Genomic DNA, 24,537 nt, shown 5'->3' with positions numbered 1-24,537 from the left:
GCAATTGGGGGTGGCACCGGCGCGGGCGCTTGGCTACACAGTCGCGCAAGTACCGGAAAAGGGAAGAGAGCTGACGAATGGCAAAGATCACTTATATCGAGCACAACGGCACCCAGCACGTGGTGGATGTGGCCAACGGGCTGACCGTGATGGAAGGCGCGCGCGACAACAACATTCCGGGCATCGAGGCCGATTGCGGCGGCGCCTGCGCATGCTCCACCTGCCATGTCTACATCGCGCCGGACTGGGTCGAGAAGCTGCCCGCCAAGGATGACATGGAAGAGGACATGCTGGACTTCGCCTATGAGCCCGATCCGGCCCGCTCGCGCCTGACCTGCCAGATCAAGGTGAGTGACGATCTGGACGGCCTCGTGGTGCACATGCCCGAAAAGCAGATCTGATGGCTGCGGGGGCGGCAGCGCGGCGTCTGCGGATGCGCGCCCGGCCCCGTTCCGCCCGCCGCGTATTGCGGGCGTTGTGTTTGGGGCTGGCCCTGGCCGGCCCTTTGGCGCAGGAGGCCGGCGCCGGGGTGATCGGCGCGGAATACGGCGATCCCACCACCCGCTACGGCCATGCAGTGCTGGGCGATGATGTGGAATACGGGTCGCTGGTGCTGACGGTTGCAAGCACGGGGGGAAGCGGGGCTTCCCTGGCGGCGGACTACAAGACCTCCGAAATCCTGATCCGCCTGCCGCAGGACCATGTGTTCGAGGACATCGCGCCGCGGCTGGCGGATGTGGACGGCGACGGCAGCCCCGAGGTGCTGGTGGTCGAGACCGATATGAACCTTGGCGCGGCGCTGGCGCTCTACGGCGCGGAAGGCAAGATCGCCGAAACCCCTCATATTGGCACAAGCCACCGCTGGCTGGCGCCCATCGGTGCGGCGGATCTGGATGGCGACGGGCATGTGGAAATCGCCTATATCGACCGGCCGCATCTGGCGAAAACCCTGCGCATTTGGCGCTTCCGGGACGGCGCATTGCATGAGGTGGCAAGCAAGGCGGGCCTGACCAATCACCGCATTGGCGAGGATTTCATCACCTCCGGCATCCGCGACTGCGGGCAGGGCGCGGAACTGGTGATGGTGAGCGGCGACTGGCGCCGGATCATTGCCGCGCGGCTGCAGGATGGTGAAATCACTGCCCGGGAGATCGGTCCCTTTGATCCTGACACCAGGCTGGCGGATGCACTGGCCTGCCGCTGAGCGCAGCAGGGGCAAACTGTCCGCGCCGCGCCTTGCGCGGCGCGCGGCCCAACGGTGCGGCCCATCCCCGGATGGGCTGAAACAGGCGGGAGAGCTGCGCTGACTGTTGCCCAAGGGCCTGCGGCGGGCGGATGCTTCAACGCGCTGCCGCGCGGGTGTTTCCGAAATATTCATTCCCTTCAGCTAGCCTGCGGCAAACGGGAAATGCCCGGCGGCGCCGGCTGGGGCATGTTTTCACAGGAGACACGCGCGTGAGTTTTACACCCTATGTGTTCGGCACCGGTATCGCCGGCTGGACCTTCCTGCAGCGGACCCAGGCCCAGCAGCAGGAAGTGTTTGAAAAATCGCCCATTCTGGACCGCCGGGTGCAGGATTTCACGCAGCGCATCACCAGCATCCAGAACTCGGACCAGCTGCTGGACGACTACAATCTCCTGCAGGTGACACTGGGTGCTTTTGGCCTGGATGAGGACATCGGCAACCGGGCTTTCATCCAGAAGGTGCTGGATTCGGACCTGAGTGATTCCAAGTCCTTCGTGAACCGCCTCAATGACAGCCGCTACCTGGCGCTGGCGCAGACCTTTGGCTTCAACAGCCCGGACGGCCCGCAGCTGCCCAGTGCCAAGGGCGGCAGCGAATTTGCCGGCATCACCACCGCCGATGACCTCCTGTCCAACCAGACGCTGCTGAAAAAGGCGCTGGACAACGTGGGCCTGAAGGGGATGGAGAACAACCAGTTCTTCCTGCAGAAGGTGCTGGAGTCGGACCTGAGCGATCCGGACTCCTTTGCCAACAAGCTGACCGATACCCGCTTTGCCGATTTCGCCAAGCAGTTCGAGTTCGGCAAGCCGCCGGAATACGGCAACAGCATCCAGGCGCTGGTGTCGGAGTTCAACCAGCATACCGAAGGGCTGGCCAGCGCCGATGACCTCTTGGAGGATGAAGACCTGCTGCAGGCGGTGATCGAGACCTTCGACCTGGAGCGCACCAACAAGGATTTCCTGCGGCGGGTGCTGAATTCGGACACCACCGATCCGGATTCCTTTGTGAACCAGCTGGAGGACACGCGCTATCTGAACGTCTCCCGCGCGTTCGGCTTCGGCTATCCGGACATCAACGCGATGACCGACCCGGATGAACTGCTGCAGAACCCGGAGCTGCTGGCGGATGCGCTGGACCAGTTCAACGTCAGCGACCGGGGCGAGACCTTCCTGCGCCAAGTGCTGGAATCGGACCTGAGCGACCCGAATTCCTTTGTGAACCAGCCGGACAACATCGCCTATTACGATTTTGCCGATGCGTTCCAGAACACCTGGCCGGAGCATGTCAGCAAGATGCAGGTGTTTTCTGACGAGATCACCGACAAGCTGGACAGCCTGTCCTCCGCCACCGAGCTGGTGTTCGACCTAAGCCTGTTCGAGGCTTCGCTGGACATCTTCGGGCTAAGCCACCGGGACAGCGATTTCAACGTGATGATCAAGACGCTGGATTCGGACCTGTCCTCGGAGATTTCCTATGCCAATCTGCACCATGACAACAACATGAAAGCAATGGCTTACGCCTTCTCCTTCAACAAGGGCACAGAGGCGCAGGTATACCCGGACGGCTTTGCAGATGAGATTGCCGATCTTTACACCACCCGGCAATTCGAGATTGCCATCGGCGAGTCCGATCCCAACATGCGGCTGGCGCTGGCGTTTGAGCGCGAACTGCAGGCGGTGGTGGATGAGGGCGGCAGCGAGAACGCCCATTGGTACAACATCATGGGATCGCCGCCGCTGCGCACCGTGTTTGAGACGGCGCTGGTGCTGCCCTCCGGTTTTGGCCAGCTGGATATCGAGCGCCAGCTGGGTGAGATGAAGGACCGCACACAGGCGGCCTTCGGGGTCACCCATCCCGCGGATCTGCTGGAGCCGGACATGCTCGACCAGTTCCGCAGGCGGTTCCTGCTGATGACGGATATCGGCGGGTTCTAGGGCAGCAAGCGCCTAGGCTTGGGCTGCAGGCGCATGATCTGCAAGTTTCCAAAGCGGCCCTTGCGGCTTGACACGGTTGCCCGGCACGGGCGGCCTGTATCCGCGGCAACGATTGAAAGCTTGCCCGGTGCCTTCAGGCTGGCGGAACAAGGCTGATCGCAGTTTCCCATGCATTGGCATGCAGCCAGGCGGAGCTTTGGCAGCAGGTTTGGCGCTTCCCGTCCAGGCAGACCGGCCTGCGGCTCAGGCGCGGGCGGGGTGGGCCGGCACGGATTTCTCCATGGTCACCGAGGTTGGCCTGTCAAACCCGGGATGCGCGGTTTCGCCGGTTTTGCGGAAGCCCATGCGGGCAAAGGCCGCGTGGTTTTTTGTCAGCTCGACCCGGGTCTGCAACCGCAGTACCGGCAAGCCAAGTGCCGCAGCGCGGGTTGCGGCCAGCTCCACCAGCGTGCGGGCGAGCCCGGTACCGCGATGGGTTTCGTCCACCGCCAGTTTGCCCAGATAGAGGCAATCGGGTCTGGGCGTCAGGAAGATGCAGGCCGCGGGCGGGGTGCCGATGCCCCAGATTTCACCATCGCGGCATTGGTCCTGCAGGGCGGCCAGCGTCAAGCGGTGCATGGAGGACGGCGGGTCGATGCGCCCCTCCATAAAGGCAAAGCTGCGCTGGATCAGGTCCAGCACATCCCTCAGGCTGGGATCATCGGGAGAGAGCCGCCGGGGCGCGGTCATTGAGCCGGTCTTTGGGCAGGCATCCGGGACCGGTGCAGGCGGCAAATGGGGGGCAGGTGCAGCATGTGTTTTCCTCCCTGCGCCGCAGGATAGCCTTCTGAGGCGGAGCCGGCAAACGGCGGAGACTGATCCGCGCCACAGCCTTTCAGGGCGCCTCTGGCCGGGCGCGGCAGCGCCCGGCCACGCCCAACTGTGAGGATCAATCTGTGATTGGTCCGGAGCAGGCGGGAGCGCTTGCCGGAACCCCGTGGGCTGGGCCTGATTACTTCAGCGCGCGCCAGCCGATGTCGCGGCGGAAGAAGCCCTGGGGCCAGTCCACTCCGTCCACCATCGCATAGGCACGGTCGCGGGCCTCCTGCAGGGTGTTGCCGCGGGCGGTCACGTTCAGCACCCGGCCGCCAACCGCCAGCACCTTACCGTCCTGCGCCTTGGTGCCCGCGTGGAACACCATGTTGCTGCTGTCCTCGGGCAGCGCGTCCAGGCCCTTGATCTCGGAAAACTTCTCGTAAGACCCCGGGTAGCCCTCAGCGGCCATCACCACGGTGATCGCATGGTCATCGGCCCAGTTCACCTGCGCTTCGCCTAGGCGGCCCTCAGCCGCGGCGTGCATCAGGTCCAGCGCCTGGGCGCCGAGGCGCATCATCAGCACCTGGCATTCCGGATCACCGAAGCGGACGTTGTATTCCACCAGCCGCGGCTGCCCGTCCTTGATCATCAGGCCCGCATAGAGCACGCCCTGATAGGGCATGCCGCGCTCTGCCATCACTCGCATTGTGGGCTTCACGATCTCTTCCATCGCGCGGGCCTCGACCTCAGCCGACAGGACCGGTGCGGGGGAGTAGGCGCCCATGCCGCCGGTGTTGAGGCCGGTGTCGCCCTCGCCGACGCGCTTGTGGTCCTGGGCGGAGCCGATTGCCAGCACGTCCTCGCCGTCGACCAGCACAAACAGGGAGGCTTCCTCGCCTTCCATGAATTCTTCGATCACCACCTCGGCACCGGCGCCGCCGAAGACGCCGCCGAACATGTCGTCGATGGCCGCCATGGCCTCGTCCTCAGTCATGGCGATGATGACGCCCTTGCCTGCGGCCAGGCCGTCCGCCTTGACCACGGTGGGCACGCCGTTGGCACGCACATGCGCCTTGGCGGCTTCGGCATCGGTGAAATGGCCGTAGCCTGCGGTGGGGGCATTTGCCGCGTCGCAGATTTCCTTGGTGAAGCTTTTGGAGGCTTCCAGCCGGGCGGCCGCCTCGGAAGGACCGAACACCAGGATGCCAGCCTCGCGCAGCCGGTCGGCGACGCCCGCAGCCAGTGGGGCCTCGGGGCCGACAATCACGAAGTCGATGGCGTTTTCCTCGGCAAAACTCACAACCGCTCCGCCGTCCTCGATGTCAAAGGCCGCGCAATCGGCGATCTGGGCGATGCCTGCGTTGCCCGGCGCCACGATCAGCTTGTCGCATTTGGGGTTCTGCATCACGGCCCAGGCCAGTGCATGTTCACGCCCGCCGCTGCCGAGGATAAGGATGTTCATTGGCGCATTCTCCGATCTGCCTGAGCCCTGTGGCGCCGCGGGCCGCATCCCGGGGCTTGCCTTGCTTGCCGCGCGTTCTATGCTGCGCGCGACTTCAAAACAAGACCGGCCAAAGGCCGCAGGAGAGCAGCCCCCGATGTCCGACCTGTTTGACGACCCGCAGCCGGGACAGAACGCCCCGGAATTCACCGTTTCGGAGATTTCCGGCGAGGTGAAGCGCACGCTGGAGGGCACCTTTGGCCGTATTCGGGTGAAGGGCGAGGTGGGCCGTGTGTTCAAGGCGCGCTCCGGGCATCTTTATTATGACATCAAGGACGACCGTTCGGTGCTGGCCTGCACCACCTGGAAGGGGCAGATCAGCGGCTTGTCGGTGGTGCCGGAGGAAGGGCTGGAAGTGGTGGTCACCGGCCGGCTGACAGCCTTTGGCGCGCAGTCCAAGTACAACATGAACGTCGATGAGGTTGCGGTTGCCGGGCAGGGCGCGCTGATGGCGCTGCTGGAAAAGCGCAAGAAGCAGCTGGAGGCGGAGGGCCTGTTTGCGCCGGAGCGCAAGAAACCTCTGCCCTATCTGCCGCAGATCATCGGGGTGGTTACGTCGCCCTCGGGCGCGGTGATCCGCGATATCCTGCACCGGCTGCGCGACCGGTTCCCGCGTAAGGTGCTGGTCTGGCCGGTTGCCGTGCAGGGGCAGAATTGCGCGCCCGAGGTGGCCCGCGCCATCGAAGGCTTCAACCGCCTGACGCCGGGCGGCGCGCTGCCGCGGCCCGATCTGATCATCGTCGCCCGTGGCGGCGGCTCGATCGAGGATCTTTGGGGCTTCAATGAAGAGATCGTGGCGCGCGTTGCGGCGGCCTCGCAGATCCCGCTGATCTCTGCCGTCGGGCATGAGACGGATACCACGCTGATCGACTTTGTGTCCGACCGCCGGGCGCCGACCCCGACCGCGGCGGCGGAGCTGGCGGTGCCGGTGCGGCTGGAACTGATGGCCTGGAGTGAGAACCAGGGCGCGCGGCTGACCCGTGCTGCCGGGCAGGCGGTGCAACTCAGGCGCCAGCGGCTTAATGATCTGGCCCGGGCTCTGCCCAAGCCAGACACCCTGCTGGAAACCCCGCGCCAGCGGCTGGACCGGATTTCAGACCGGTTGCCCGGTGCGCTGATCAATGGCGTGCAGCGGCGCCGGCTGCATCTAAGCGAGACCGCGGCCAGCTTGCGCCCTGCCACCCTGCGGCAGCTGGTTGGGGGACGGCGCGACCGGCTGCAAAACCTTGCCTCGCGCCTCAGCCTGCGGCCGATCCAGCGTGAAGTAACGGCGCAGAAGGATGCACTGGGGCGGCTGGCGCAGCGGCTGGATGCGGCGCAGGCCGCGCGCATCGACCGCCAGCGACAGGCCTTGAGTGCCACCGGGAGGCAGCTTGAGATCCTCAGCTACAAGGCAACACTGGAGCGCGGCTATGCGGTGGTGCGCTCGGGCGATGAAATCCTGACAACCAAGGCCGCTGCCGCCAGGGCAGACGCGCTGCAGATCGAATTTGCCGATGGCACGCTGGATCTGGAGGGCGGAGCAGCACAGGCGCCGAAAAAGGGCACGCCAAAACCGCCCGGGGGCGGCCAGGGCTCGCTGTTCTAGGGGCCGGCCTCCGGCTTCTTTCTGGTTTCAAATACCCGCTGCACCCCGGCTTGCCTCAGGCGCCGACGTCGGGGCCGTAGCACAGCATATCCTCGCCGATATCCTCGGCCTCATAAAGTTCTGTTGAGGCCGGGTCGTCCTCGAACCGCGCCGTCAGCCCGCGCGGTGTCAGCTCAAAGGTCCAGCACTGCGGGTCGTCGCGGTTCTCGTAGACAAAGCAGATCTGACCTGCTTCCTCGTACCAGCTGCCTTCCTGGCATTTGCCGTCCAGAAAGGACCAGATCACCCGGCGGTTTGGCAGGTAGCGCTCGACCCCGTACATGGCACCGCCAAAGCCGTAGAACAGCGTGCGGCCCTGGGTGTAGCGGTCAAACTCGCCCGCACTCAACGGCTCCCCCGCCGCCAGCGGGGCGGGCAGGGCAGCGAGCAGGAGAATCATCACGAAGCGCATGAGGGTATTGTGCCTCAGGAGCAGCGGATGCTCCAAGCCTTGCGTTTTCTGAACAGGCTCCCGCGGGGTCACCTTTGACGGCGAACGGCTTGCGCGGACAGAGTGGCGGAAAATCAAAGGGGAAGCAGGGCATGACGGCGGAAATGGTGCTTTGGGCGGGGGCTGCAGCCTGTGCGCTGATCTACCTGCTGTTGGCTGCGCAGCCGCCGGGGGTGCTGCGCAGCCTGTTGAAAACCGCCTCTGTTGCCTTGCTGGCGCTGGCGGCGCTGCTGCTGGGGGCACCCTGGCTGCTGGCCGTGGCGCTGGGTCTCTGCGCGCTGGGCGATCTGTTCCTGTCGCGCGACGGGGAGGGGGCGTTCATGGCCGGTGTCGGCGCCTTTGCCGCCGGCCACCTGGCCTATGCGGTGCTGTTCCTGACCCGGGGGGATAGTGATCCGGTGCAGCTTTTGCAGATGCCGGGGATTGCCATCGCAGCGGCTCTCCTGGTGCTGGGACTGGTCATGGCGCGCATCCTGGCACCCCGGGCAGGCGCGTTGAAGGGGCCTGTGCTGGCCTATATCCCGATCATCCTTGGCATGGGGGCGGCGGCGCTGACGCTGCCGTTCGGCTATTGGGTTTTTGCCGCGGCCTGCGCCTTCATGCTGTCGGACATGGTGCTGGCGGCGGAGACCTTCGTGCTGCCGGACGATCATGCGCTGCGCCGGATCACGCCCTTTGCGGTCTGGCCGCTTTATTGGGGGGCGCAAGCGGGCTTTCTGGCGGCATTTTCCTGAGTTTCGCGGCGCCTAGCGCTTTGCACTCCGGCCCAATCCGCATTAGGTGGGGTGCAGACCCTTTTGCGGAGACCAAGATGGCGTTTTTCTCAAAGCTCAAGGAGCGGCTGTTCAAATCCTCCTCCAAGCTCGAGCAGGGGCTCGATGCGATTGTCGAGGAGGGCGCGGACAGCAGCGCGGCTGAGGCTGTGGAGGCCCTGGCAGAGTCCCCTGCGGTAACCCCGGAACAGCCCGCGCCTGCGCCGGTTCCGCAGCCGGAACCTGTTGCCGAGCCGGAGCCTGCGCCCGAACCCGCGCCGGCACCGCAGCCCGTTGCGGAACCCAAGCCCGCACCGGCACCGCAGCCTGCGCCGGAGCCTGAGAAGAAATCGCCGGGCCTGCTGGGCCGCCTGATAGGGCGCACCACGGCGGCTGAACCGCGCCGGGCGCTGGATGACGACATGCTGGAGCAGCTGGAAGAGCTGCTGATTGCCGCCGACATGGGGGTGGACACCGCACTGCGGGTGACTGCCAACCTGGCCGAGGGGCGGATGGGCAAGAAGGTTTCCAGCCGCGAGATCAAGGAATTGCTGGCGCAGGAAGTGGCGCGCATCATGGAGCCGGTGGCGAAGCCCTTGCCGATCTACGCAAAGCGCCCGCAGGTGGTGCTGGTTGTGGGCGTGAACGGCTCCGGCAAGACCACCACCATCGGCAAGCTGGCCAGCCAGTTCAAGGGCGCCGGCAAGAAGGTGGTGATTGCTGCGGGCGACACCTTCCGCGCCGCCGCTGTCGAACAGCTGCAGGTCTGGGGCGACCGGGCAGGCGTGCCGGTGCTGACAGCGCCCGAAGGATCCGACCCGGCCTCCTTGGCGTTTGATGCCATGACCAAGGCACAGGAAGACGGTGCTGACCTCCTGATGATCGACACCGCCGGGCGGCTGCAGAACCGGGCAGACCTGATGGAGGAGCTGGCCAAGATCGTCCGCGTCATCCGCAAGAAGGACGAGACCGCGCCGCACAACACGCTTCTGGTGCTGGATGCCACCACCGGCCAGAACGCGCTGAGCCAGGTCGGCACCTTCCAGCAGCTGGCGGACGTGTCGGGCCTGGTGATGACCAAGCTGGACGGCACTGCCAAGGGCGGGGTTCTTGTGGCGCTGGCGGACAAGTTCGGCCTGCCGATCCACGCCATCGGTGTGGGTGAGCAGATCGACGACCTGGCGCCGTTTGATCCCGAGGAATTTGCCGCGGCGCTGACCGGTTTGGAAAAGAACTGATCTGCCCTTCATCTGGCTAGAAATATCCCCGGGGGTCCGGGGGCAGGCAGCCCCCGGTGCTCCCTTCCGGAGCAAAGGCATTTGATTTGAGCGATTGGCTGATCTCCCTGGAAGGCACCGAGGCTGGGCATCAGGCGGCGTTGTTCCTGGCCATTTGGGCGGCCTTTTTGCACGCGGTTTTCGGCGCATTGCAGAAGGGGCGGCATGACCCCTGGCTGTCGCGCGGGGCAATCGACTTTTCCTACTGCGTGATGGCGGCGCCCTTTGCGCTGTTCGTGGTGCCTTGGCCGGAGCCGCATATGTGGCTGATTTTCTTCGTCGCCTGGGTGATCCACGTCTTCTACAAGCTGTTTCAGGCGCTGGCCTATACCAAGGGCAGCTATACGGTGGTTTACCCGGTGGTGCGCGGCACCGGGCCGCTGTTCACGGTGATCGGCTCTTTCTTCCTGTTCGGCGAGGTGTTCACCCCGGTGCAATGGCTGGGGGTGGCGGTGCTGCTGGCGGGGATCTTCGGCCTTGCAGGGTACAACTACCGCTACCTGACGGTTAACCGGGACACCTTGGGAATTGCTCTGGGGCTGGCGGTGGTGACCGGGTTGTTTGTGGCCGCCTACACCACATATGACGCCTATGGCATCCGGGCGACGGCGGATCCGTTCACCTTCCTGGCGTGGTTTTTCATGATCGACGGGCTGGTGTTCCCGGTGATCGCCTTTGCCCACTGGCGGACCATGCCTGCGCCGCCCGAACCGGGGCCGCTGATGGTGCGGGGCTTCTTTGGCGGGCTGGTGGCGTTTGCGTCCTTTGGCGCCATCATGCTGGCGACCCGGCTCGACAAGGTGGGGGAGGCGGCGGTGCTGCGCGAGACCTCCACCGTGTTTGCCGCCCTCATCGGCTGGCTGGTGCTGAAGGAAACGGTGGGGCCGCGGCGGATTGCCTTGATGGCTTTGATCGCCCTGGGCGCCGTGATAGTGGAAGTGGGCGGCTAAAGCCCGCGTGCAGAACTGACAGGAGGCCCCATGGCCGCAAAGAAGATCAACCCGACCCTGAAGATGCTGCTGGAACTGGGCCCAGTTGTCCTGTTTTTCATCGGCTATCTGAAGCTGAAGGATGAGGTGTTTCTGATCGGCGGCAGCGAGTACAAGGGCTTCATCGTCATCACCGCGGCGTTCATCCCGCTGATGGTGGCGTCCACACTGGCGTTGTGGAAGCTGACCGGCCATCTGTCGCGGATGCAGTTTGCCACGCTCATCCTGGTGGTGCTGTTCGGCGGCATGTCGGTGTGGTTCAACGACGACCGTTTCATCAAGATGAAGCCGACGATGCTGTATCTGCTGTTCGGCGGGCTGCTGGGCATCGGCCTCCTGCGCGGCCAAAGCTGGCTCAAGGTGGTGATGGAGGAGCTGATGCCCTTGAAGCAGGAGGGCTGGATGATCCTGACCCGGCGGCTTTGCGCGTTCTTCTTTGGCCTGGCGGTGGCGAATGAGCTGATCTGGCGCACCCAGAGCACCGAGACCTGGGTCTATTTCAAGACCTTCGGGCTGCCGGTGGCGATGTTTGCCTTTTTCATGTTCCAGGGGCGGCTGCTGCAGACATACGGGATCGAGGAAGAAGCCGGCCCGGCCGAGTAACCGTGGACAGCGGCGGGCTCCCGCGTCTTCGCGCGTCATCAAAGATGACGCTTGAAGCCTTTGGCCGGGCGGTGCGCTGCGGCTGCGCGGCTTAGCGGCCCTGGCCGAAAATCACCTGCTGCGCCTTGCTGTCGGACCTGTCCGCCCGCAGGTCCGCATGCAGCGCCCGGCCGGCCACCACACCGGGGCGGGACCACATCAGATCAAGCCAGCGGGCAAGATGCGGCTTGTCCTCGAGTGTCTGCTGCTGGCCCTCCCAGAGCGAGGCCCAGGGCCAGACCGCGATGTCGGCAATTGTATAGTCCACGCCCGCCGCATACTCATTCTCCGCCAGCCGCCGGTCAAGCACGCCGTAGAGGCGGGCGACTTCAGAACGGTAGCGGTCCTTGGCATAGGGCAGATCCTCGGGGGCGTATTTCAGGAAGTGATGCGCCTGTCCCGCCATTGGTCCGACGCCGCCCATCTGCCACATCAGCCATTGATCCACAGTCAGGCGGGCACGCTCGTCCGCGCCGTAGAACTGCCCGGTCTTGCGGGCGAGGTATTGCAGGATGGCACCGCTTTCGAACAGCGAGACCGGCGCGCCGTCCGGCCCGTCCGGATCCACAATGGCGGGCATCCGGTTGTTAGGGGAAATCTTCAGAAACTCCGGCGCGAATTGGTCTCCCTTGCCGATGTCGATCAGGGTGACCTCGTAGGGCAGGCCCATTTCCTCCAGCGCGATGGAGATTTTCCAGCCGTTCGGCGTGGGCCAGTAATAGAGCTGGATCGGGTCCTGCATCGCGTGCCTCCGTCAGTGTGCCCGGCCACAGGAGCACGGGGCGCGGGGGGCGGGCAAGGGGCAGGGCGGCTCACATCCCTGTGAAAGCCGGACATGCTGCCGCTTGACCGAATCCCGCAAGATGCGTAAAGCCCAAGCATCACATCGTGGCGATTTGTTACCGGATTGCGGGCCACGTTAAACAATCCCGCTAAAGAGGTCAGGACGTGAAGGACCCCCTTTCGCTTGGCCGATTGGGGGTTTTTTGTGCGCTATGGGCGCGAGGAGACAGAAGAGATGAGCGACAACTGGAACAAGCGCACCAAGCTGGTGCATGGCGGCACCCGCCGCAGCCAGTACAACGAGGTGAGCGAGGCGATTTTCCTGACGCAAGGGTTCGTCTACGACAGCGCCGAGCAGGCCGAGGCGCGGTTCATCGAGACCGGCCCGGACGAGTTCATCTATGCCCGTTACGGCAACCCGACCGTCGACATGTTCGAGAAGCGCATCGCGGCGCTGGAAGGGGCAGAGGATGCCTTTGCCACCGCATCGGGCATGGCGGCCGTGAACGGCGCGCTGACCTCGCTGGTGAAGGCGGGCGACCACATCGTGTCGGCTAAGGCGCTGTTTGGCTCCTGCAACTATATCCTGGCCGATGTGCTGGGCCGTTTCGGAGTTGAGGTGACGTTCATCGACGGCACCGATCTGGAGGCCTGGAAGGCGGCGGTGCGCCCGGACACCAGGGCTGTGTTTTTCGAGAGCATGTCGAACCCGACGCTGGAGGTGATCGACATCGCGGGCGTTGCGGAGATTGCGCATTCGGTTGGCGCCACCGTGGTGGTGGACAACGTGTTCTCGACCCCGGTGTTTTCCGACGCCATTGCGCAGGGCGCCGATGTGGTGATCTACTCCGCGACTAAGCATATCGACGGCCAGGGCCGGGCGCTGGGCGGGGTGGTGCTGGGCACCAAGGACTACATCCGCGGCACGCTGGAACCCTATATGAAGCACACCGGCGGTTCGCTCAGCCCGTTCAATGCCTGGGTGATGCTGAAGGGGCTGGAGACCCTGTCGCTGCGTGTGAACGCCCAGGCCGAGACCGCGCTGAAAATCGCGGAAGCGCTGAGCGGCCACCCGGCGCTGGAACGCACAATTTACCCGGGGCTGAAGGACCACGCGCAAAACGCGCTGGTGCAGACCCAGCTGGGCGGCAAGGGCGGCACCGTCCTGTCGCTGGACCTGAAGGGTGGCAAGGAGGCTGCGTTCAAGTTCCTGAACGCGATGACCATCCCGGTGATCTCCAACAACCTGGGCGACGCGAAATCCATCGCCACCCATCCGGCGACCACCACCCACCAGCGTCTGACGGATGAGCTGAAGGACGAGCTGGGCATTACCCCGGGCTTGGTGCGTTTCTCGGTGGGCCTTGAGGATGCGGATGACCTGATCGCCGACCTGACAGCGGCACTGGAGGCCTCGCAGGCCTGAAAATCTGCCGGAAAGCTGCTTCTTTCTGGTCGAAAATACTCTCGGGGGTGAATTGAGCCGCAGGCTCAAGAGGGGGCAGACAGCCCCCTCTCTTTTTTGCCTGGTCACATCTCCCAGGGGAAGCTGTCGAGCCGCAGCGGCCCGTCCGCGGTGACCAGCACCTGGGTTTCCAGCTTGACCGACTCGGAGCCTCTTTCGCCGATCAGGCTTTCGATGCAGATCACCATGTTCTCCTCGAAGCACCCGCCATGGGCACCGGCGAAGTCCACATGCAGCGGCACCACCGGCCATTCGTCTGCCATGCCGACGCCATGCGCGGCCAGCGAGTAGCGGTAGGGCTGATAGGGGGTGGGGATTTGCCAGCTCTTGGCGTTGAACTCGGCAAAGCTGAGGCCGGGCTGCAAGAGCGCCATGTTGTGCTCGATCTGCTCCCGTGCTGCCGCGTACAGACGCTTTTGCTTATCATTCATCGGCACATAGCCGCAGGTCCAGCTGCGCGAGAGGTCGGCGCAATAGCCGTAGGGGCCGATCATGTCGGTGTCGAAGGAGATCATTTCACCCGCGCGGCATTCGCGGGCTGAGCATTCCTTGTACCAGGGGTTGGTGTTGGGGCCGCAGGTGAGGAGCTTGGTTTCCAGCCATTCGCCGCCGGAGCGGGCGTTTTCGAAATGCAGATGCGCCCAGAGTTCCTGCTCGGTCACGCCGGGTACTGAGTGGTCATAAATCCGGGCCATGCCTGCCTCGCAGACGCGGATGGTCCAGCGCATCAGTTCTATTTCATCCGCGGATTTGATGGCGCGGGCGGTTTCCGTGATTTGGCCGCCGTCGATGATCTGGAGGCCGTGTTCTGACAGGGCGTGCACACCCTCGGGCTCCATCCGGTCAACGCCGAGGCGCAGGTTGCCGCCGCCGTATTGCTTGACCAGATCCGAGATCTCCGCTGCCCAGGGCGTCAGCCGGTCCGTGGCCTTGTCGCCTGCGCACATGAACATCCAGCCGATGGCATTGCGGACTTCATCAATGCCGGGCAGCCCGTCGTTCAGATGCTCGCAGCCCTTGAATTCGAACATGATGCCGGGGCCGCCGTTCAGGATCAGCGCGTAGCGGATCGGGTTGTGGGCGGTCCAGATCGACATATTGGAGCAGTCAAAGGCATAGCGGATGTTGACCGGGTCATAGAGCAGAAGGCCCGCCACGTCCTGACGGGCCAATTCATCGCGCAGCCGCTGCAGGCGGCAGGCGCGGGCACGGTCCAGAACGTCCTGGCCCAGCGGTGATTTCAGCGGCATGTCCGAACCTTCTGCATTCAGGAAGGTACGTTTGCGCTCGTCCTTGAAAACGGCCAGTTCGGTCATGACGCGCGGCCGTAGAAGCCGATGTTTTCCTCGTCCGAAAACCGCACGCCCGGGTTTTCGTAGAAGGTGAAGACTGCGATCACCCGGGTCTTGTCTCCTTTCACCGTGCCGACCCGGTGGGGGGAGTTCTTGCCGCGGAAGATATTGAGGGTGCCGGGATCAAGGGTAATCACGCGCATATTGGGGTCTTGGCCCGCCAGCAGCCGCTCAACACCTTCGTAGTTCGGGTCATCGTCCGTGCGCAGTTCGGGGCTGTAGATGAACTCGCCGCCCTCGTCAGGCGCCTGCAGCAGCATGGTTGTGGTGAACTCGGAGCGGTCGAAATGCCAGTTCAGCGCCTGGTCGGCGCCATATGACATGATGTTCAGCCGCGCCAGCGGGTCGTCCATGGTGTAGAGCGCGGGCTTGTCCATGGTGGCGGCCAGGAATTCCGCAAACGGCGGCCAGTCATAGAGGCGCAGCACGGGCGAGCCCGGGAACTGGTCGGCGCAGAGGGTGAAGTTCGAGGTCTCGACCTTTTGCAGGGCCGGGTGGTCCGGTGCCAGGCCGTCGACGGCGTCCTTGAAATAGATGTTGTGCCAGCGCTTGTGGTGGAAGCTTTCGGTCTCGAACTTGCCCGTCAGAGCGTCGGCAGCACTCTGGGCGACCTCCGGTTTCATCAGGCCTTCGAGGCTGAACATGCCGTCCGCCACCAGCTCGGCGCGGCAGCGGTCGACCAAGGCCTGCCATTCCGGGGTGCCGGGGCGGTCGAGCGGGTAACGGTCGAGATCGAGAATATCGCGCATGGGGTGTTCCTTGGGGTCTTTCAGGCTTTTCCCAAGCCTGCGCGCCGGGCGGCGATCTGACCACTACAAAATATCTTGGCGAGCATAAGATTTTCTTGCACTGTGCGGCCATGAAGCTGCCGCCCTTGAACGCTTTGCGCGCCTTTGAATGCGCCGCCCGGACCGGGAGCTTTTCGGCTGCCGGAGCGGAGCTGGGCGTCAGTTCTGCCGCGGTGTCGATGCAGGTGAAGAACCTGGAGGAGTGGCTGGGGCTGAAGCTGTTCACCCGCCGCGCCAACCAGGTGCGGCTGACCGATGCGGGGCGGGATTATTACCAGAAGGCGGCGATGTCGCTGGCGGAGATTGCCAGCTTCACCGAGGCGCTGACCGAAGGCGGCACCCGCCGGCCGCTGGTGATCTCAGCCACGCCCGCATTGGCGCAGCTGTGGCTGCCGGAGCGGCTGAAGAGTTTTGCGGAGGTGCGGCCGGATGTGCCGGTGCGGCTCAGGATCGAGGACGACCGGATCGACCTGGAGGCGGAGGGGATTGATGCGCGGCTGACATATGGCGGCGAACATCCGGAGCACCGGACGCAGCCCCTGTTCACGGACCGGCTGGTGCCGGTTGGCAGGGACCAGCACATGGACATCCGGACGGCGCCGCTGGTGGAGGTCAGCTGGGGCGAGACCATTTCCTCGGTGCCGGGCTGGCGGCAGTATTTTGTGCAGCACGCAATTGAGCGGGCGGAATTGGCCTCGGCGGTTATCGGGCAGTCGGTGCCCTCTGTGGTGGCGCTGGTGCAGGCGGGACTGGGGATTGCGCTGCTGCCGGAACAGGTTGTGGGCGGCGAAGTCCGTGCGGGCAGGCTGCACCGCCTGGACGGCCCGGCGCTGGAGATGCCGCGGCCCTATGTGCTGGTGACGGCGCATTACAAGTCGCGCTCGCGCCGCTTGCGGACCCTTGCAGAGGTGCTGGGGGTCCGATAAGGCGCCGGTTCTGCCGCAAATGGCGGATCCGTTTTGAAAATTGCCGCGTAACAGTATATGAGGGTGGCCTGCCGCACCCTATATGGGGCCCGTATCACTGGGGGAAACGCCGATGAACATTCACAACCGCGACGCTGCCGAGGCGCCGGACCGCGAGGCAGCTGCCGCCGCGCTGGATGTGCTGCGGGCCTGGGCCGGCACCGTGACCGAGACCGAAATTGCCGAGCTGGACCCGGCGGTGGCACGCCTGCTGCCGGGCCGCGAAGTGGGCAACTACCCGGAACTGTCACGGACCTACCCCGAGGATTTCAAATCCGACGACGCCTACCGCGCGACGCTGCCTGACCTGCAGAACGGGCCGACCAGCCTGATCCGCGGCGCTAAGGAGCAGATCCAGCATGTGGGGATCTCGAACTTCCGCCTGCCGATCCGGTTTCATACCCGCGACGATGGCGACCTGACGCTGGAAACCAGCGTGACCGGCACCGTCAGCTTGGACGCGGGCAAGAAGGGCATCAACATGTCCCGGATCATGCGCACCTTCTACAAGCACGCGGAGCGCACCTTCAGCTTTGAAGTGATGGCGAATGCGCTGGATGATTACCTGAGCGACTTGGACAGCCCGGATGCGCGCATCCAGATGCGGTTCTCTTTTCCGGCGCGGGTGAACAGCCTGCGCTCCGGTCTCAGCGGCTACCAGTATTACGACTTTGCGCTGGAGCTGGTGGACCATGACGGGGTGCGCGAGAAGATCATGCATCTGGACTATGTCTATTCCTCGACCTGCCCGTGCTCCTTGGAGCTGTCGGAGCACGCCCGCCAGGCGCGCGGCCAGTTGGCGACACCGCATTCGCAGCGCTCGGTGGCACGGATTTCGGTGCAGTCGGTGCCCGGCAGCGAGTGCCTGTGGTTCGAAGACCTGATCGAGCTGTGCCGCAAGGCGGTGCCGACCGAGACCCAGGTGATGGTGAAACGCGAGGACGAGCAGGCCTTTGCCGAGCTCAATGCCGCCAATCCGATCTTTGTCGAAGATGCGGCGCGGCTGTTCTGCGAGGCGTTGCAAAGTGATGACCGGATCGGCGATTTCCGGGTGGTCGCGAGCCACCAGGAAAGCCTGCACAGCCATGATGCGGTCAGCGTGCTGACTCAAGGGCCGCTGTTCAAGGCGATGAGCCTGGACCCGAAACTGTTCTCCACCCTGATTCACCAGGGATAACGGGGACCGGCCTGCCTGATTTTCAGGCGGGTTTCCGCTGGGTCAATCAAAATGGCCCGAGGTAATTTCTGCGTTGCCGCATTTTTTATGCCGCAGTGCAGAAGTTCATGCTAGCGTCAAATCGAATCCCCCCGGCCGTCCTGCCGGGGGCGAGGGGAGCTTGCGCGCTGGTGTCTGCAACTGACGGCCCGTTTTCCGCTGCAACAGGCCCGGGACGCACCCGGCGCCTGCTCCCTGTTTTCTTTGCCCGGACATCGCTGTGCTGTCCCGGAGCAAATGCTGTGCAGGACTTTAGGAGTAACAAATGACGAGCTTTCACAAGATCCCCGGCCTGACGGTCAAGACGCATGAATGGGCGGGCTATGCAGCCGGGCTGCAGATGAAACTGTGGCGCCAGGCAGCAGAGGCCGCGCTGCAGGCGCCGCTGGCACAGATGCAGCTGGCCCATTCGATGATGGAAGCCCAGCGGCGCCTGCTGCAGGCAGGCGTGCCGGCAATGGCAGGGGATGCTGGTGAGGCCCCCAAAGCGGCACCGGAGGCGAAGGCCGCACCGGCGGCACCGAAAGCAGAGGCTGCACCGGCGGCGCCGAAAGCAGAGGCTGCACCGGCGGCACCAGAAGCGAAGGCCGCAACGGCGGCGCCGACTGAGGCAGAGGCCAAAACCAAAAAGCCCGCGGCCCGCAAGCCTGCGGCGCGCAAGACCGCTGGCCGCAAGGCAGCGGTCCGCAAGGCGCCTGCGCGCAAAACCGCTGCTCCCAAACCGGCAGCTGCCAAGCCGGCAGTGACTTCGGCAGCCAAGACCGAAGCCGCCCCGCAGGTTGCTGCCAAGGCGGTGCCGGTCAAGCCGGAACCTGTAAAGGCAGAGCCGGCTAAGCCGGAGCCAAACAAGGAAACTGCAAAGGCGGCTCAGGCGGCGGCGCCCACTGCGGTTAAGCCTGAAAATCAGAACAGTACAACGGCCGGGGAGAAGGCAGAGGATAAACCTGCAATGTTCCGCAGTTCCTCTGCCCGCCGCGGCGGGGCTCAGCCTGCAGCAAGCAGCGTAAAGGCCCCGGCAGCCGCTGCCGCTGCGCCCAAGCCCCCCGCGGCAGAACCTGCTGCTGCCGCCAATGCACAAGCGCCGGAAGGCGAGCCGTCCAAGCGTCCGCGCAAGCCTTCCACCCCGCCGCAGATGCCGCAGCGCAACGCTGCCGGCACCAGTGGCAGCGGCGACTGACGCCGCCCACTTGACACCGGCCGCGCGGGGAGCCAACGCTGCGCCGCATGTTGGATCTCCGCCCGGTTGGGTATGTCATCGGCCTGCTGGTCGTCATTCTGGGAGCCATGATGGTATTCCCGCTGCTGGTCGACCTGCTGGACGGCCGGGGCGAATGGCATGTGTTCCTGGAAAGCGCCATCTTCACCATTCTGGTGGGCGGGCTATTGTCCCTGAGCTGTGCCAACGGGGTGAAGGAGGGGCTGAGCATCCGCCAGACCTTCCTTCTGACCACGCTGGTGTGGGTGGCGCTGCCGCTGTTCGGGGCGGTGCCCCTGATGCTGGGGGCGACCGAACTGCGCTTTGTCGATGCGTTTTTCGAGGCAATGTCCGGCCTGACCACCACCGGGTCCACCGTGATCTCCGGGCTGGATGATCTGCCGCGCGGTCTTCTGTTGTGGCGCGGCATCCTGCAGTGGCTGGGCGGCATCGGCATCATCGTTGTGGCAATGGTGTTCCTGCCCGAACTGCGGGTTGGCGGCATGCAGATCTTTAAATCCGAAAGCTTTGACACCTTTGGGAAAATCCTGCCGCGGGCGCAGGCGATCGCCAAGCAGATCTCATTGATCTACGTGTCGCTGACGATGGCCTGCATGCTGGTCTACATGATGATGGGCATGGGGCCGTTCGATGCGCTGGTGCATTCGATGACCACCATCGCCACCGGCGGGTTTGCCAACTACGATGCGTCGTTCGGGGCTTTTGCCGGGCCGGTGGAATACGCGGCCTCTGTCTTTATGATTTTGGCAGCGCTGCCGTTCGTGCGCTATGTACAGCTGATCAACGGGCACGGCACCCCGCTGCTGCGCGACAGCCAGATCCGGGGCTTCATGATGACGCTGGGGCTGCTGGTCGCGGTGGCGGCAGGGGTGCTGTACTACGCCCGCCCGCATGGCGGCGAGGAAGCGCTGCGTTCAGCCCTGTTCAACATCACCTCGATCATGTCCGGTACCGGCTATGCCAGCGCGGATTACATGCAATGGGGCAGCTTCCTGGTGATGATCTTCTTCTTCACCGGGCTGATCGGCGGCTGTGCGGGTTCTACCGCCTGTTCGGTCAAGATTTTCCGCTACCAGCTGCTGTTTGCCTCGATCAAGGTGCAGATCCAGCGCATCCGCTCGCCGCACGGGGTGTTCCTGACCCGCTATGAGGGGCGCCCGGTGGACGCCGATGTGCTGAGCTCGGTGATTTCCTTCTTCATGTTCTTCGTGGTGACGCTGGGCATTATTGCCTGGATGCTGGCGCTGACCGGGCTGGATTTCGTTACCGCGGTGTCCGGCGCTGCAACGGCGGTGGCCAATATCGGACCCGGTCTGGGGGACACGATTGGGCCTGCGGGCAACTTCTCGACCCTGAACGATCCGGCCAAGTGGATCCTGAGCGTGGCAATGCTGATCGGGCGGCTGGAACTCATGGCGGTTTACGCAATCCTGACAGTGCGGTTCTGGCGCGCCTGACACAGAGCAGCCGGATAACCCGGGACGGGATGCAGCGGGTTTGGCAGAAATTGCGCAGTTAAAGCCTTGTGGCGCTTTGCCGCGCTGAAATCCGGGGGCGGGCCGCAGCTTCCTTGCCAGGATGGCCTGCATGCTCTTGCCCTTGGGGGACCGCTCGCATATGAGGCACGGGACCGAAACCCGCAAGCGCAGGGAGACCCGTTCCATATGCCCGTACTTGTGATGAAATTCGGCGGCACGTCTGTCGCCAACCTGGACCGCATCCGCCGCGCCGCTAAACGCGTCGGCGTTGAGGTGGCCAAGGGTTATGACGTGATCGTCATCGTGTCGGCAATGTCCGGCAAGACCAATGAGCTGGTGGGCTGGGTCGGTGAGACCTCGCCGCTGTACGACGCGCGGGAATATGATGCCGTTGTGTCCTCTGGCGAGAACGTGACCGCGGGCCTGATGGCGCTGACGCTGCAGGAAATGGATATCCCGGCGCGCAGCTGGCAGGGCTGGCAGGTGCCGCTGATGACCACCTCTGCGCACAGCCAGGCCCGGATCGAGGAGATCCCGCCGGAAAACATCAATGCCAAGTTTGCCGAAGGCATGAAGGTGGCGGTAGTGGCGGGCTTCCAGGGCATCAGCCCCGAAGGCCGCATCACCACCCTGGGCCGCGGCGGGTCCGACACCACGGCAGTGGCCTTTGCCGCCGCGTTTGAGGCGGAGCGCTGCGATATCTACACCGATGTGGATGGCGTCTATACCACCGACCCGCGGATCTGCGGCAAGGCGCGCAAGCTGGACAAGATTGCGTTTGAGGAAATGCTGGAACTGGCCTCGCTGGGGGCCAAGGTGCTGCAAACACGCTCGGTTGAACTGGCAATGCGCTATAAGGTGAAGCTGCGCGTGCTGTCTAGCTTTGAAGAACAGTCCGACGAGGCCGGAACCCTGGTCTGCGACGAGGAGGAAATCATGGAATCCAATGTTGTAAACGGCGTTGCCTACTCCCGCGATGAGGCCAAGCTGACTGTGCAGTCGGTGGCCGACCGTCCGGGCATCGCGGCGACCATCTTCACCACCCTCAGCGACGCGGGTGTGAACGTCGACATGATTGTGCAGGACGTCTCTGAGGACGGCCGCACCGACATGACCTTCTCTTGCCCGACCGATCAGGTGGCACGTGCCGAAAAGGCGCTGCTGGCGATCAAGGAGCAGGGCGAGCTGAACTATGCCGAGCTGCTGGCCGATCAGGATGTTGCTAAGGTTTCGGTGGTCGGCATCGGCATGCGGTCGCAGTCGGGTGTCGCGGCCAAGATGTTCAAGGTGCTGTCGGATGAGGGTATCAACATCAAGGTGATCACCACCTCCGAGATCAAAATCTCGGTGCTGATCGACCGCAAGTACATGGAGCTGGCGGTGCAGGCGCTGCATGATGCGTTCGAACTGGAAAAAGCCCGTTAAGCGCTTATTCCGAAAAAGATTTTAGATATCTGCAGAGGCGCCGTTCAGGCGCCTTTGTTGTGTGAGCCTCGTGGCGGGCGGTGTTCTGCCTGCAGCTGCAGCAGGCTGCACCGATTGCAGGCAATGCTGCAAAAACTCTTGGACTTTTTCCGCCGGGGTGGGACAAGTGGGTGGAGGAGAGAGCACTGGCGTACTACTCTGGGCGGTGTCCGTTTCCAGGGAGCAATCTGAGCGGCAGTGTGCAGGGAAATGACCTCGGGAGAGGGTGAGAATGGCCGATACCACGGAATCTGAAAGCAGGAAGCTTCTGGTTCGCTTGCGCGAGGCGATGGCGGGTGATGATGCCGGCCAGGCGCGGCTCGACAAGATCACCCATCTGATCGCCGACAGCATGGGGACCGAGGTGTGCTCGGTTTATCTGTTCCGCGATGATGAGACGCTGGAGCTGTGCGCAACCGAAGGCCTGAACCGCGAATCGGTGCACCAGACCCGGATGCGGATCGGTGAAGGCCTGGTGGGCCGCGTCGCTAGATACGGCAAGGTGGTGAACACGCCGGATGCGCCCAATGCCAAGGGCTTCCGCTACATGCCGGAAACCGGGGAGGAGCGGTTCTCCTCCTTCCTGGGGGTTCCGGTGCAGCGGCTGGGCGAGATGCTGGGCGTTCTGGTGGTGCAGTCCAAGGAAGCGCGCGAGTTTTCCGCCGACGCTGTCTATGCGCTGGAAGTGGTGGCGATGGTGATTGCCGAGATGACCGAACTGGGCGCCTTTGTCGGCGAGGGGGCGGCGCTGTCGCCGCTGCACCAGCAGGCGGTTCTGATCCATGGCACGTCAGCCCAGGAGGGTGCGGCGGAGGGCCACGTGTGGCTGCATGAGCCGCGGGTGATCGTGACCAACCCGATTGCCGATGATCCCCAGCGCGAGCTGGAACGGCTGAACGATGCGGTGGAGGAACTGCGGGTCGGCGTCGACAAGATGCTGGAGGTCTCGCGCAACGGTGACAAGGAACAGCTGCAAGTCCTTGAGGCCTACCGGATGTTTGCCAATTCCAAGGGCTGGATGCGGCGGATGGAAGAGGACATCGCCCGCGGTCTGAGCGCCGAGGCTGCGGTGGAGAAGGAACAGTCCCAGGCCCGCACCCGGATGAGCCAGGTGCAGGATGCGTATTTGCGCGAACGCCTGAGCGATCTGGATGATCTTTCGAACCGGCTGCTGCGGATCCTGACCGGGCAGGGCGCCAACACGGGTGCTGAGCTGCCGGAGAACCCGATCCTGATTGCCCGCAACATCGGCCCCGGCGACCTGCTGGAATACGGCCGCAGCTTGCGCGGGATCGTGCTGGAGGAAGGCTCTGTCGGCTCTCACGCCGCGATTGTTGCGCGGGCGCTGGCGATTCCCCTGGTGGTGAATGCCAAGCGGGTCACCACGGAGGCGCTGAACGGCGACCACATCATGGTGGACGGCGATCAGGGCGTGGTGCATCTGCGCCCGGACGACACCGTTGTCGGCGCTTTCCGCGACAAGATCGCGATGCACACCAAGGCGCAGGAGCGTTATGCCTCGATCCGCGACAAGCCCGCGGTCACCACCGACGGGCAGCGCATCAATATGGTGATGAACGCGGGCCTTATGGCGGACCTGCCGTCGCTGGACGGTTCCGGTGCCGAGGGCGTGGGGCTGTTCCGGACCGAGCTGCAGTTCCTGGTCCGCAACCAGATGCCGAAACGGTCGGAGCTGGTGGCGCTTTATAAGCGGGTGCTGGATGCCGCCCACGGCAAGCCGGTGGTGTTCCGCACGCTGGATATCGGCTCCGACAAGGTGCTGCCCTACATGAAGCCCACCGATGAGCCGAACCCGGCGCTGGGCTGGCGGGCGATCCGAGTGGGCTTGGACAAGCCGGGCGTGATGCGGATGCAGCTGCAGGCGCTGCTGCGCTCTGCCGAGGGGCGGCCGCTGTCGATCATGTTTCCCTTCGTTGCCCAGTTCGAGGAATACCGCGCCGCCCGGGCGGAAGTGGAAAAGACCATCGAGCGCGAGCGCATCCTGGGCCATGTGCTGCCCGCTGACCTGAAGATCGGCGCGATGCTGGAGACACCCTCGCTGGCCTATGCGCCGCAGAAGTTTTTTGACGAGGTGGCCTTTATCTCGATCGGCGGCAATGACCTCAAGCAGTTCTTCTTTGCGGCCGACCGCGAGAATGAGCGGGTGCGGCGGCGCTATGATACGCTGAACGTGAGCTTCCTGAGCTTCATCGAACGGATCGTGGAGCGCTGCGCGATCTCCGGCACGCCGCTAAGCTTCTGCGGCGAGGATGCGGGCCGCCCGGTCGAGGCGGTTTGCCTCGCGGCAATGGGCATCCGCACGCTGTCGATGCGCCCGGCTTCCATCGGGCCGGTGAAGTCGCTGCTGCTGCGGGTGGATCTGGGCGAACTGCGCAAGATCATCTCCGACGCCCGCCACCGCGGCGATCAGGCGGTGCGCCCGGCGGTGATGGAATACTTGCGAGGGCTGTGATCCGCGTTTTCAGGCGGGCGGTTATACCCCGGTTCTGTGACCGGGGCGGTGCCGCCTTGCTCATGCAATTACTTCAAGCTTAAAACTTTATGCTTGAAGTTTTTCAGGACCTGCTTATCCTGA

General features: G+C 64.3%; 21 protein-coding genes and 1 riboswitch. Of the genes, 15 read left to right on the top strand and 6 right to left on the bottom strand.

The annotated features are described in order from the left end of the window. Nucleotides 1-77 precede the first annotated feature (77 nt). The 3 genes from GC1_RS05370 (at nt 78) to GC1_RS05360 (ending at nt 3,180) form a co-directional block, all read left to right on the top strand. Nucleotides 78-401, top strand: a complete 324-nt coding sequence (locus tag GC1_RS05370; protein WP_019296814.1) for a 2Fe-2S iron-sulfur cluster-binding protein — start codon at nt 78-80, stop codon at nt 399-401. Next, nucleotides 401-1,204 carry an FG-GAP repeat domain-containing protein gene (locus tag GC1_RS05365; RefSeq protein WP_029204870.1) on the top strand — a complete coding sequence of 268 codons (804 nt, stop codon included), beginning with the start codon at nt 401-403 and terminating at the stop codon, nt 1,202-1,204. Before GC1_RS05370 ends, GC1_RS05365 begins: the two co-directional genes overlap by 1 nt. Before the next feature lie 251 nt (nt 1,205-1,455). After that, nucleotides 1,456-3,180 carry a DUF1217 domain-containing protein gene (locus GC1_RS05360; protein WP_019296816.1) on the top strand — a complete coding sequence of 575 codons (1,725 nt, stop codon included), beginning with the start codon at nt 1,456-1,458 and terminating at the stop codon, nt 3,178-3,180. Nucleotides 3,181-3,423: 243 nt separating this feature from the next. On the opposite strand, the gene GC1_RS05355 is transcribed toward GC1_RS05360, so the two are convergent. Next, on the bottom strand, nt 3,424-3,909 hold the full coding sequence (locus tag GC1_RS05355) for a GNAT family N-acetyltransferase (RefSeq protein ID WP_052260518.1): 486 nt from the start codon (nt 3,907-3,909) through the stop codon (nt 3,424-3,426). Nucleotides 3,910-4,171: 262 nt separating this feature from the next. Then, on the bottom strand, nt 4,172-5,437 hold the full coding sequence (gene purD / locus GC1_RS05350) for a phosphoribosylamine--glycine ligase (protein ID WP_019296818.1): 1,266 nt from the start codon (nt 5,435-5,437) through the stop codon (nt 4,172-4,174). A 136-nt stretch (nt 5,438-5,573) separates the two neighbouring features. Between purD and xseA the strand changes: the two genes are divergently transcribed. Beyond that, complete coding sequence (gene xseA, locus GC1_RS05345) at nt 5,574-7,064, top strand: exodeoxyribonuclease VII large subunit (protein WP_019296819.1); 1,491 nt, start codon at nt 5,574-5,576, stop codon at nt 7,062-7,064. 55 nt (nt 7,065-7,119) lie between these two features. On the opposite strand, the gene GC1_RS05340 is transcribed toward xseA, so the two are convergent. Further along, nucleotides 7,120-7,515, bottom strand: coding sequence for a hypothetical protein (locus GC1_RS05340; protein WP_019296820.1), 396 nt, complete (start codon nt 7,513-7,515; stop codon nt 7,120-7,122). A gap of 131 nt (nt 7,516-7,646) precedes the next feature. On the opposite strand from GC1_RS05340, the gene GC1_RS05335 reads away from it, so the two are divergent. The 4 genes from GC1_RS05335 to GC1_RS05320 all read left to right on the top strand — a co-directional run bounded on the left by GC1_RS05335 (nt 7,647) and on the right by GC1_RS05320 (nt 11,175). Continuing rightward, a complete protein-coding gene (locus GC1_RS05335) occupies nt 7,647-8,288 on the top strand; it encodes a lysoplasmalogenase (protein WP_019296821.1) in 642 nt (213 codons plus the stop codon). Between the two features lie 77 nt (nt 8,289-8,365). Next, nucleotides 8,366-9,544, top strand: coding sequence for a signal recognition particle-docking protein FtsY (ftsY, locus tag GC1_RS05330; RefSeq protein ID WP_019296822.1), 1,179 nt, complete (start codon nt 8,366-8,368; stop codon nt 9,542-9,544). A gap of 86 nt (nt 9,545-9,630) precedes the next feature. Beyond that, nucleotides 9,631-10,533, top strand: a complete 903-nt coding sequence (locus GC1_RS05325; RefSeq protein ID WP_019296883.1) for a DMT family transporter — start codon at nt 9,631-9,633, stop codon at nt 10,531-10,533. 30 nt (nt 10,534-10,563) lie between these two features. Then, nucleotides 10,564-11,175, top strand: a complete 612-nt coding sequence (locus tag GC1_RS05320) for an inner membrane-spanning protein YciB (protein ID WP_019296884.1) — start codon at nt 10,564-10,566, stop codon at nt 11,173-11,175. A gap of 91 nt (nt 11,176-11,266) precedes the next feature. Here the strand turns inward: GC1_RS05320 and GC1_RS05315 are convergent, their stop codons facing one another. After that, nucleotides 11,267-11,956, bottom strand: coding sequence for a glutathione S-transferase N-terminal domain-containing protein (locus GC1_RS05315; RefSeq protein WP_019296885.1), 690 nt, complete (start codon nt 11,954-11,956; stop codon nt 11,267-11,269). Nucleotides 11,957-12,092: 136 nt separating this feature from the next. Beyond that, nucleotides 12,093-12,171, top strand: a riboswitch (SAM riboswitch). 61 nt (nt 12,172-12,232) lie between these two features. On the opposite strand from GC1_RS05315, the gene metZ reads away from it, so the two are divergent. After that, nucleotides 12,233-13,423 carry an O-succinylhomoserine sulfhydrylase gene (metZ, locus tag GC1_RS05310; protein ID WP_029204875.1) on the top strand — a complete coding sequence of 397 codons (1,191 nt, stop codon included), beginning with the start codon at nt 12,233-12,235 and terminating at the stop codon, nt 13,421-13,423. Between the two features lie 104 nt (nt 13,424-13,527). On the opposite strand, the gene GC1_RS05305 is transcribed toward metZ, so the two are convergent. Both GC1_RS05305 and GC1_RS05300 read right to left on the bottom strand, forming a co-directional pair. Then, nucleotides 13,528-14,778, bottom strand: coding sequence for a M24 family metallopeptidase (locus tag GC1_RS05305; protein ID WP_019295773.1), 1,251 nt, complete (start codon nt 14,776-14,778; stop codon nt 13,528-13,530). Continuing rightward, complete coding sequence (locus tag GC1_RS05300) at nt 14,775-15,563, bottom strand: HalD/BesD family halogenase (RefSeq protein WP_019295772.1); 789 nt, start codon at nt 15,561-15,563, stop codon at nt 14,775-14,777. Before GC1_RS05300 ends, GC1_RS05305 begins: the two co-directional genes overlap by 4 nt. Nucleotides 15,564-15,673: 110 nt before the next feature. Between GC1_RS05300 and GC1_RS05295 the strand changes: the two genes are divergently transcribed. The 6 genes from GC1_RS05295 (at nt 15,674) to ptsP (ending at nt 24,414) form a co-directional block, all read left to right on the top strand. Beyond that, nucleotides 15,674-16,528, top strand: a complete 855-nt coding sequence (locus GC1_RS05295) for a LysR family transcriptional regulator (RefSeq protein ID WP_019295771.1) — start codon at nt 15,674-15,676, stop codon at nt 16,526-16,528. A gap of 112 nt (nt 16,529-16,640) precedes the next feature. Then, nucleotides 16,641-17,744: a GTP cyclohydrolase FolE2 gene (folE2, locus tag GC1_RS05290; RefSeq protein WP_019295770.1), complete on the top strand. Its 1,104-nt coding sequence runs from the start codon at nt 16,641-16,643 to the stop codon at nt 17,742-17,744. Nucleotides 17,745-18,048: 304 nt separating this feature from the next. Then, nucleotides 18,049-18,960 carry a hypothetical protein gene (locus GC1_RS21865; RefSeq protein WP_019295769.1) on the top strand — a complete coding sequence of 304 codons (912 nt, stop codon included), beginning with the start codon at nt 18,049-18,051 and terminating at the stop codon, nt 18,958-18,960. 47 nt (nt 18,961-19,007) lie between these two features. After that, nucleotides 19,008-20,456, top strand: a complete 1,449-nt coding sequence (locus GC1_RS05280) for a TrkH family potassium uptake protein (RefSeq protein WP_019295768.1) — start codon at nt 19,008-19,010, stop codon at nt 20,454-20,456. Between the two features lie 207 nt (nt 20,457-20,663). Next, nucleotides 20,664-21,902, top strand: coding sequence for an aspartate kinase (locus tag GC1_RS05275; protein ID WP_019295767.1), 1,239 nt, complete (start codon nt 20,664-20,666; stop codon nt 21,900-21,902). A 271-nt stretch (nt 21,903-22,173) separates the two neighbouring features. Then, nucleotides 22,174-24,414, top strand: coding sequence for a phosphoenolpyruvate--protein phosphotransferase (gene ptsP / locus GC1_RS05270; RefSeq protein WP_019295766.1), 2,241 nt, complete (start codon nt 22,174-22,176; stop codon nt 24,412-24,414). The last annotated feature ends 123 nt before the right edge of the window (nt 24,415-24,537 follow it).

The sequence above is a fragment of the Leisingera sp. ANG1 genome (assembly GCF_000203975.2).
Lineage (GTDB): Bacteria > Pseudomonadota > Alphaproteobacteria > Rhodobacterales > Rhodobacteraceae > Leisingera.
Note: the sequence above shows the minus strand (reverse complement) of the source record. Positions and strands in the feature narration are given on the sequence as shown.

Bases quoted from the DNA above. Each gene is read 5' to 3' on its own strand.
- ptsP (WP_019295766.1), top strand. From the start codon at position 22,174: ATGGCCGATACCACGGAATCTGAAAGCAGGAAGCTTCTGGTTCGCTTG.
- GC1_RS05300 (WP_019295772.1), bottom strand. From the start codon at position 15,563: ATGCGCGATATTCTCGATCTCGACCGTTACCCGCTCGACCGCCCCGGC.
- GC1_RS05305 (WP_019295773.1), bottom strand. From the start codon at position 14,778: ATGACCGAACTGGCCGTTTTCAAGGACGAGCGCAAACGTACCTTCCTG.
- GC1_RS05355 (WP_052260518.1), bottom strand. From the start codon at position 3,909: ATGACCGCGCCCCGGCGGCTCTCTCCCGATGATCCCAGCCTGAGGGAT.
- GC1_RS05315 (WP_019296885.1), bottom strand. From the start codon at position 11,956: ATGCAGGACCCGATCCAGCTCTATTACTGGCCCACGCCGAACGGCTGG.
- GC1_RS21865 (WP_019295769.1), top strand. From the start codon at position 18,049: ATGACGAGCTTTCACAAGATCCCCGGCCTGACGGTCAAGACGCATGAA.
- metZ (WP_029204875.1), top strand. From the start codon at position 12,233: ATGAGCGACAACTGGAACAAGCGCACCAAGCTGGTGCATGGCGGCACC.
- GC1_RS05280 (WP_019295768.1), top strand. From the start codon at position 19,008: ATGTTGGATCTCCGCCCGGTTGGGTATGTCATCGGCCTGCTGGTCGTC.
- xseA (WP_019296819.1), top strand. From the start codon at position 5,574: ATGTCCGACCTGTTTGACGACCCGCAGCCGGGACAGAACGCCCCGGAA.
- GC1_RS05365 (WP_029204870.1), top strand. From the start codon at position 401: ATGGCTGCGGGGGCGGCAGCGCGGCGTCTGCGGATGCGCGCCCGGCCC.
- GC1_RS05340 (WP_019296820.1), bottom strand. From the start codon at position 7,515: ATGCGCTTCGTGATGATTCTCCTGCTCGCTGCCCTGCCCGCCCCGCTG.
- folE2 (WP_019295770.1), top strand. From the start codon at position 16,641: ATGAACATTCACAACCGCGACGCTGCCGAGGCGCCGGACCGCGAGGCA.
- purD (WP_019296818.1), bottom strand. From the start codon at position 5,437: ATGAACATCCTTATCCTCGGCAGCGGCGGGCGTGAACATGCACTGGCC.
- GC1_RS05320 (WP_019296884.1), top strand. From the start codon at position 10,564: ATGGCCGCAAAGAAGATCAACCCGACCCTGAAGATGCTGCTGGAACTG.
- GC1_RS05275 (WP_019295767.1), top strand. From the start codon at position 20,664: ATGCCCGTACTTGTGATGAAATTCGGCGGCACGTCTGTCGCCAACCTG.
- GC1_RS05295 (WP_019295771.1), top strand. From the start codon at position 15,674: ATGAAGCTGCCGCCCTTGAACGCTTTGCGCGCCTTTGAATGCGCCGCC.
- GC1_RS05335 (WP_019296821.1), top strand. From the start codon at position 7,647: ATGACGGCGGAAATGGTGCTTTGGGCGGGGGCTGCAGCCTGTGCGCTG.
- GC1_RS05370 (WP_019296814.1), top strand. From the start codon at position 78: ATGGCAAAGATCACTTATATCGAGCACAACGGCACCCAGCACGTGGTG.
- ftsY (WP_019296822.1), top strand. From the start codon at position 8,366: ATGGCGTTTTTCTCAAAGCTCAAGGAGCGGCTGTTCAAATCCTCCTCC.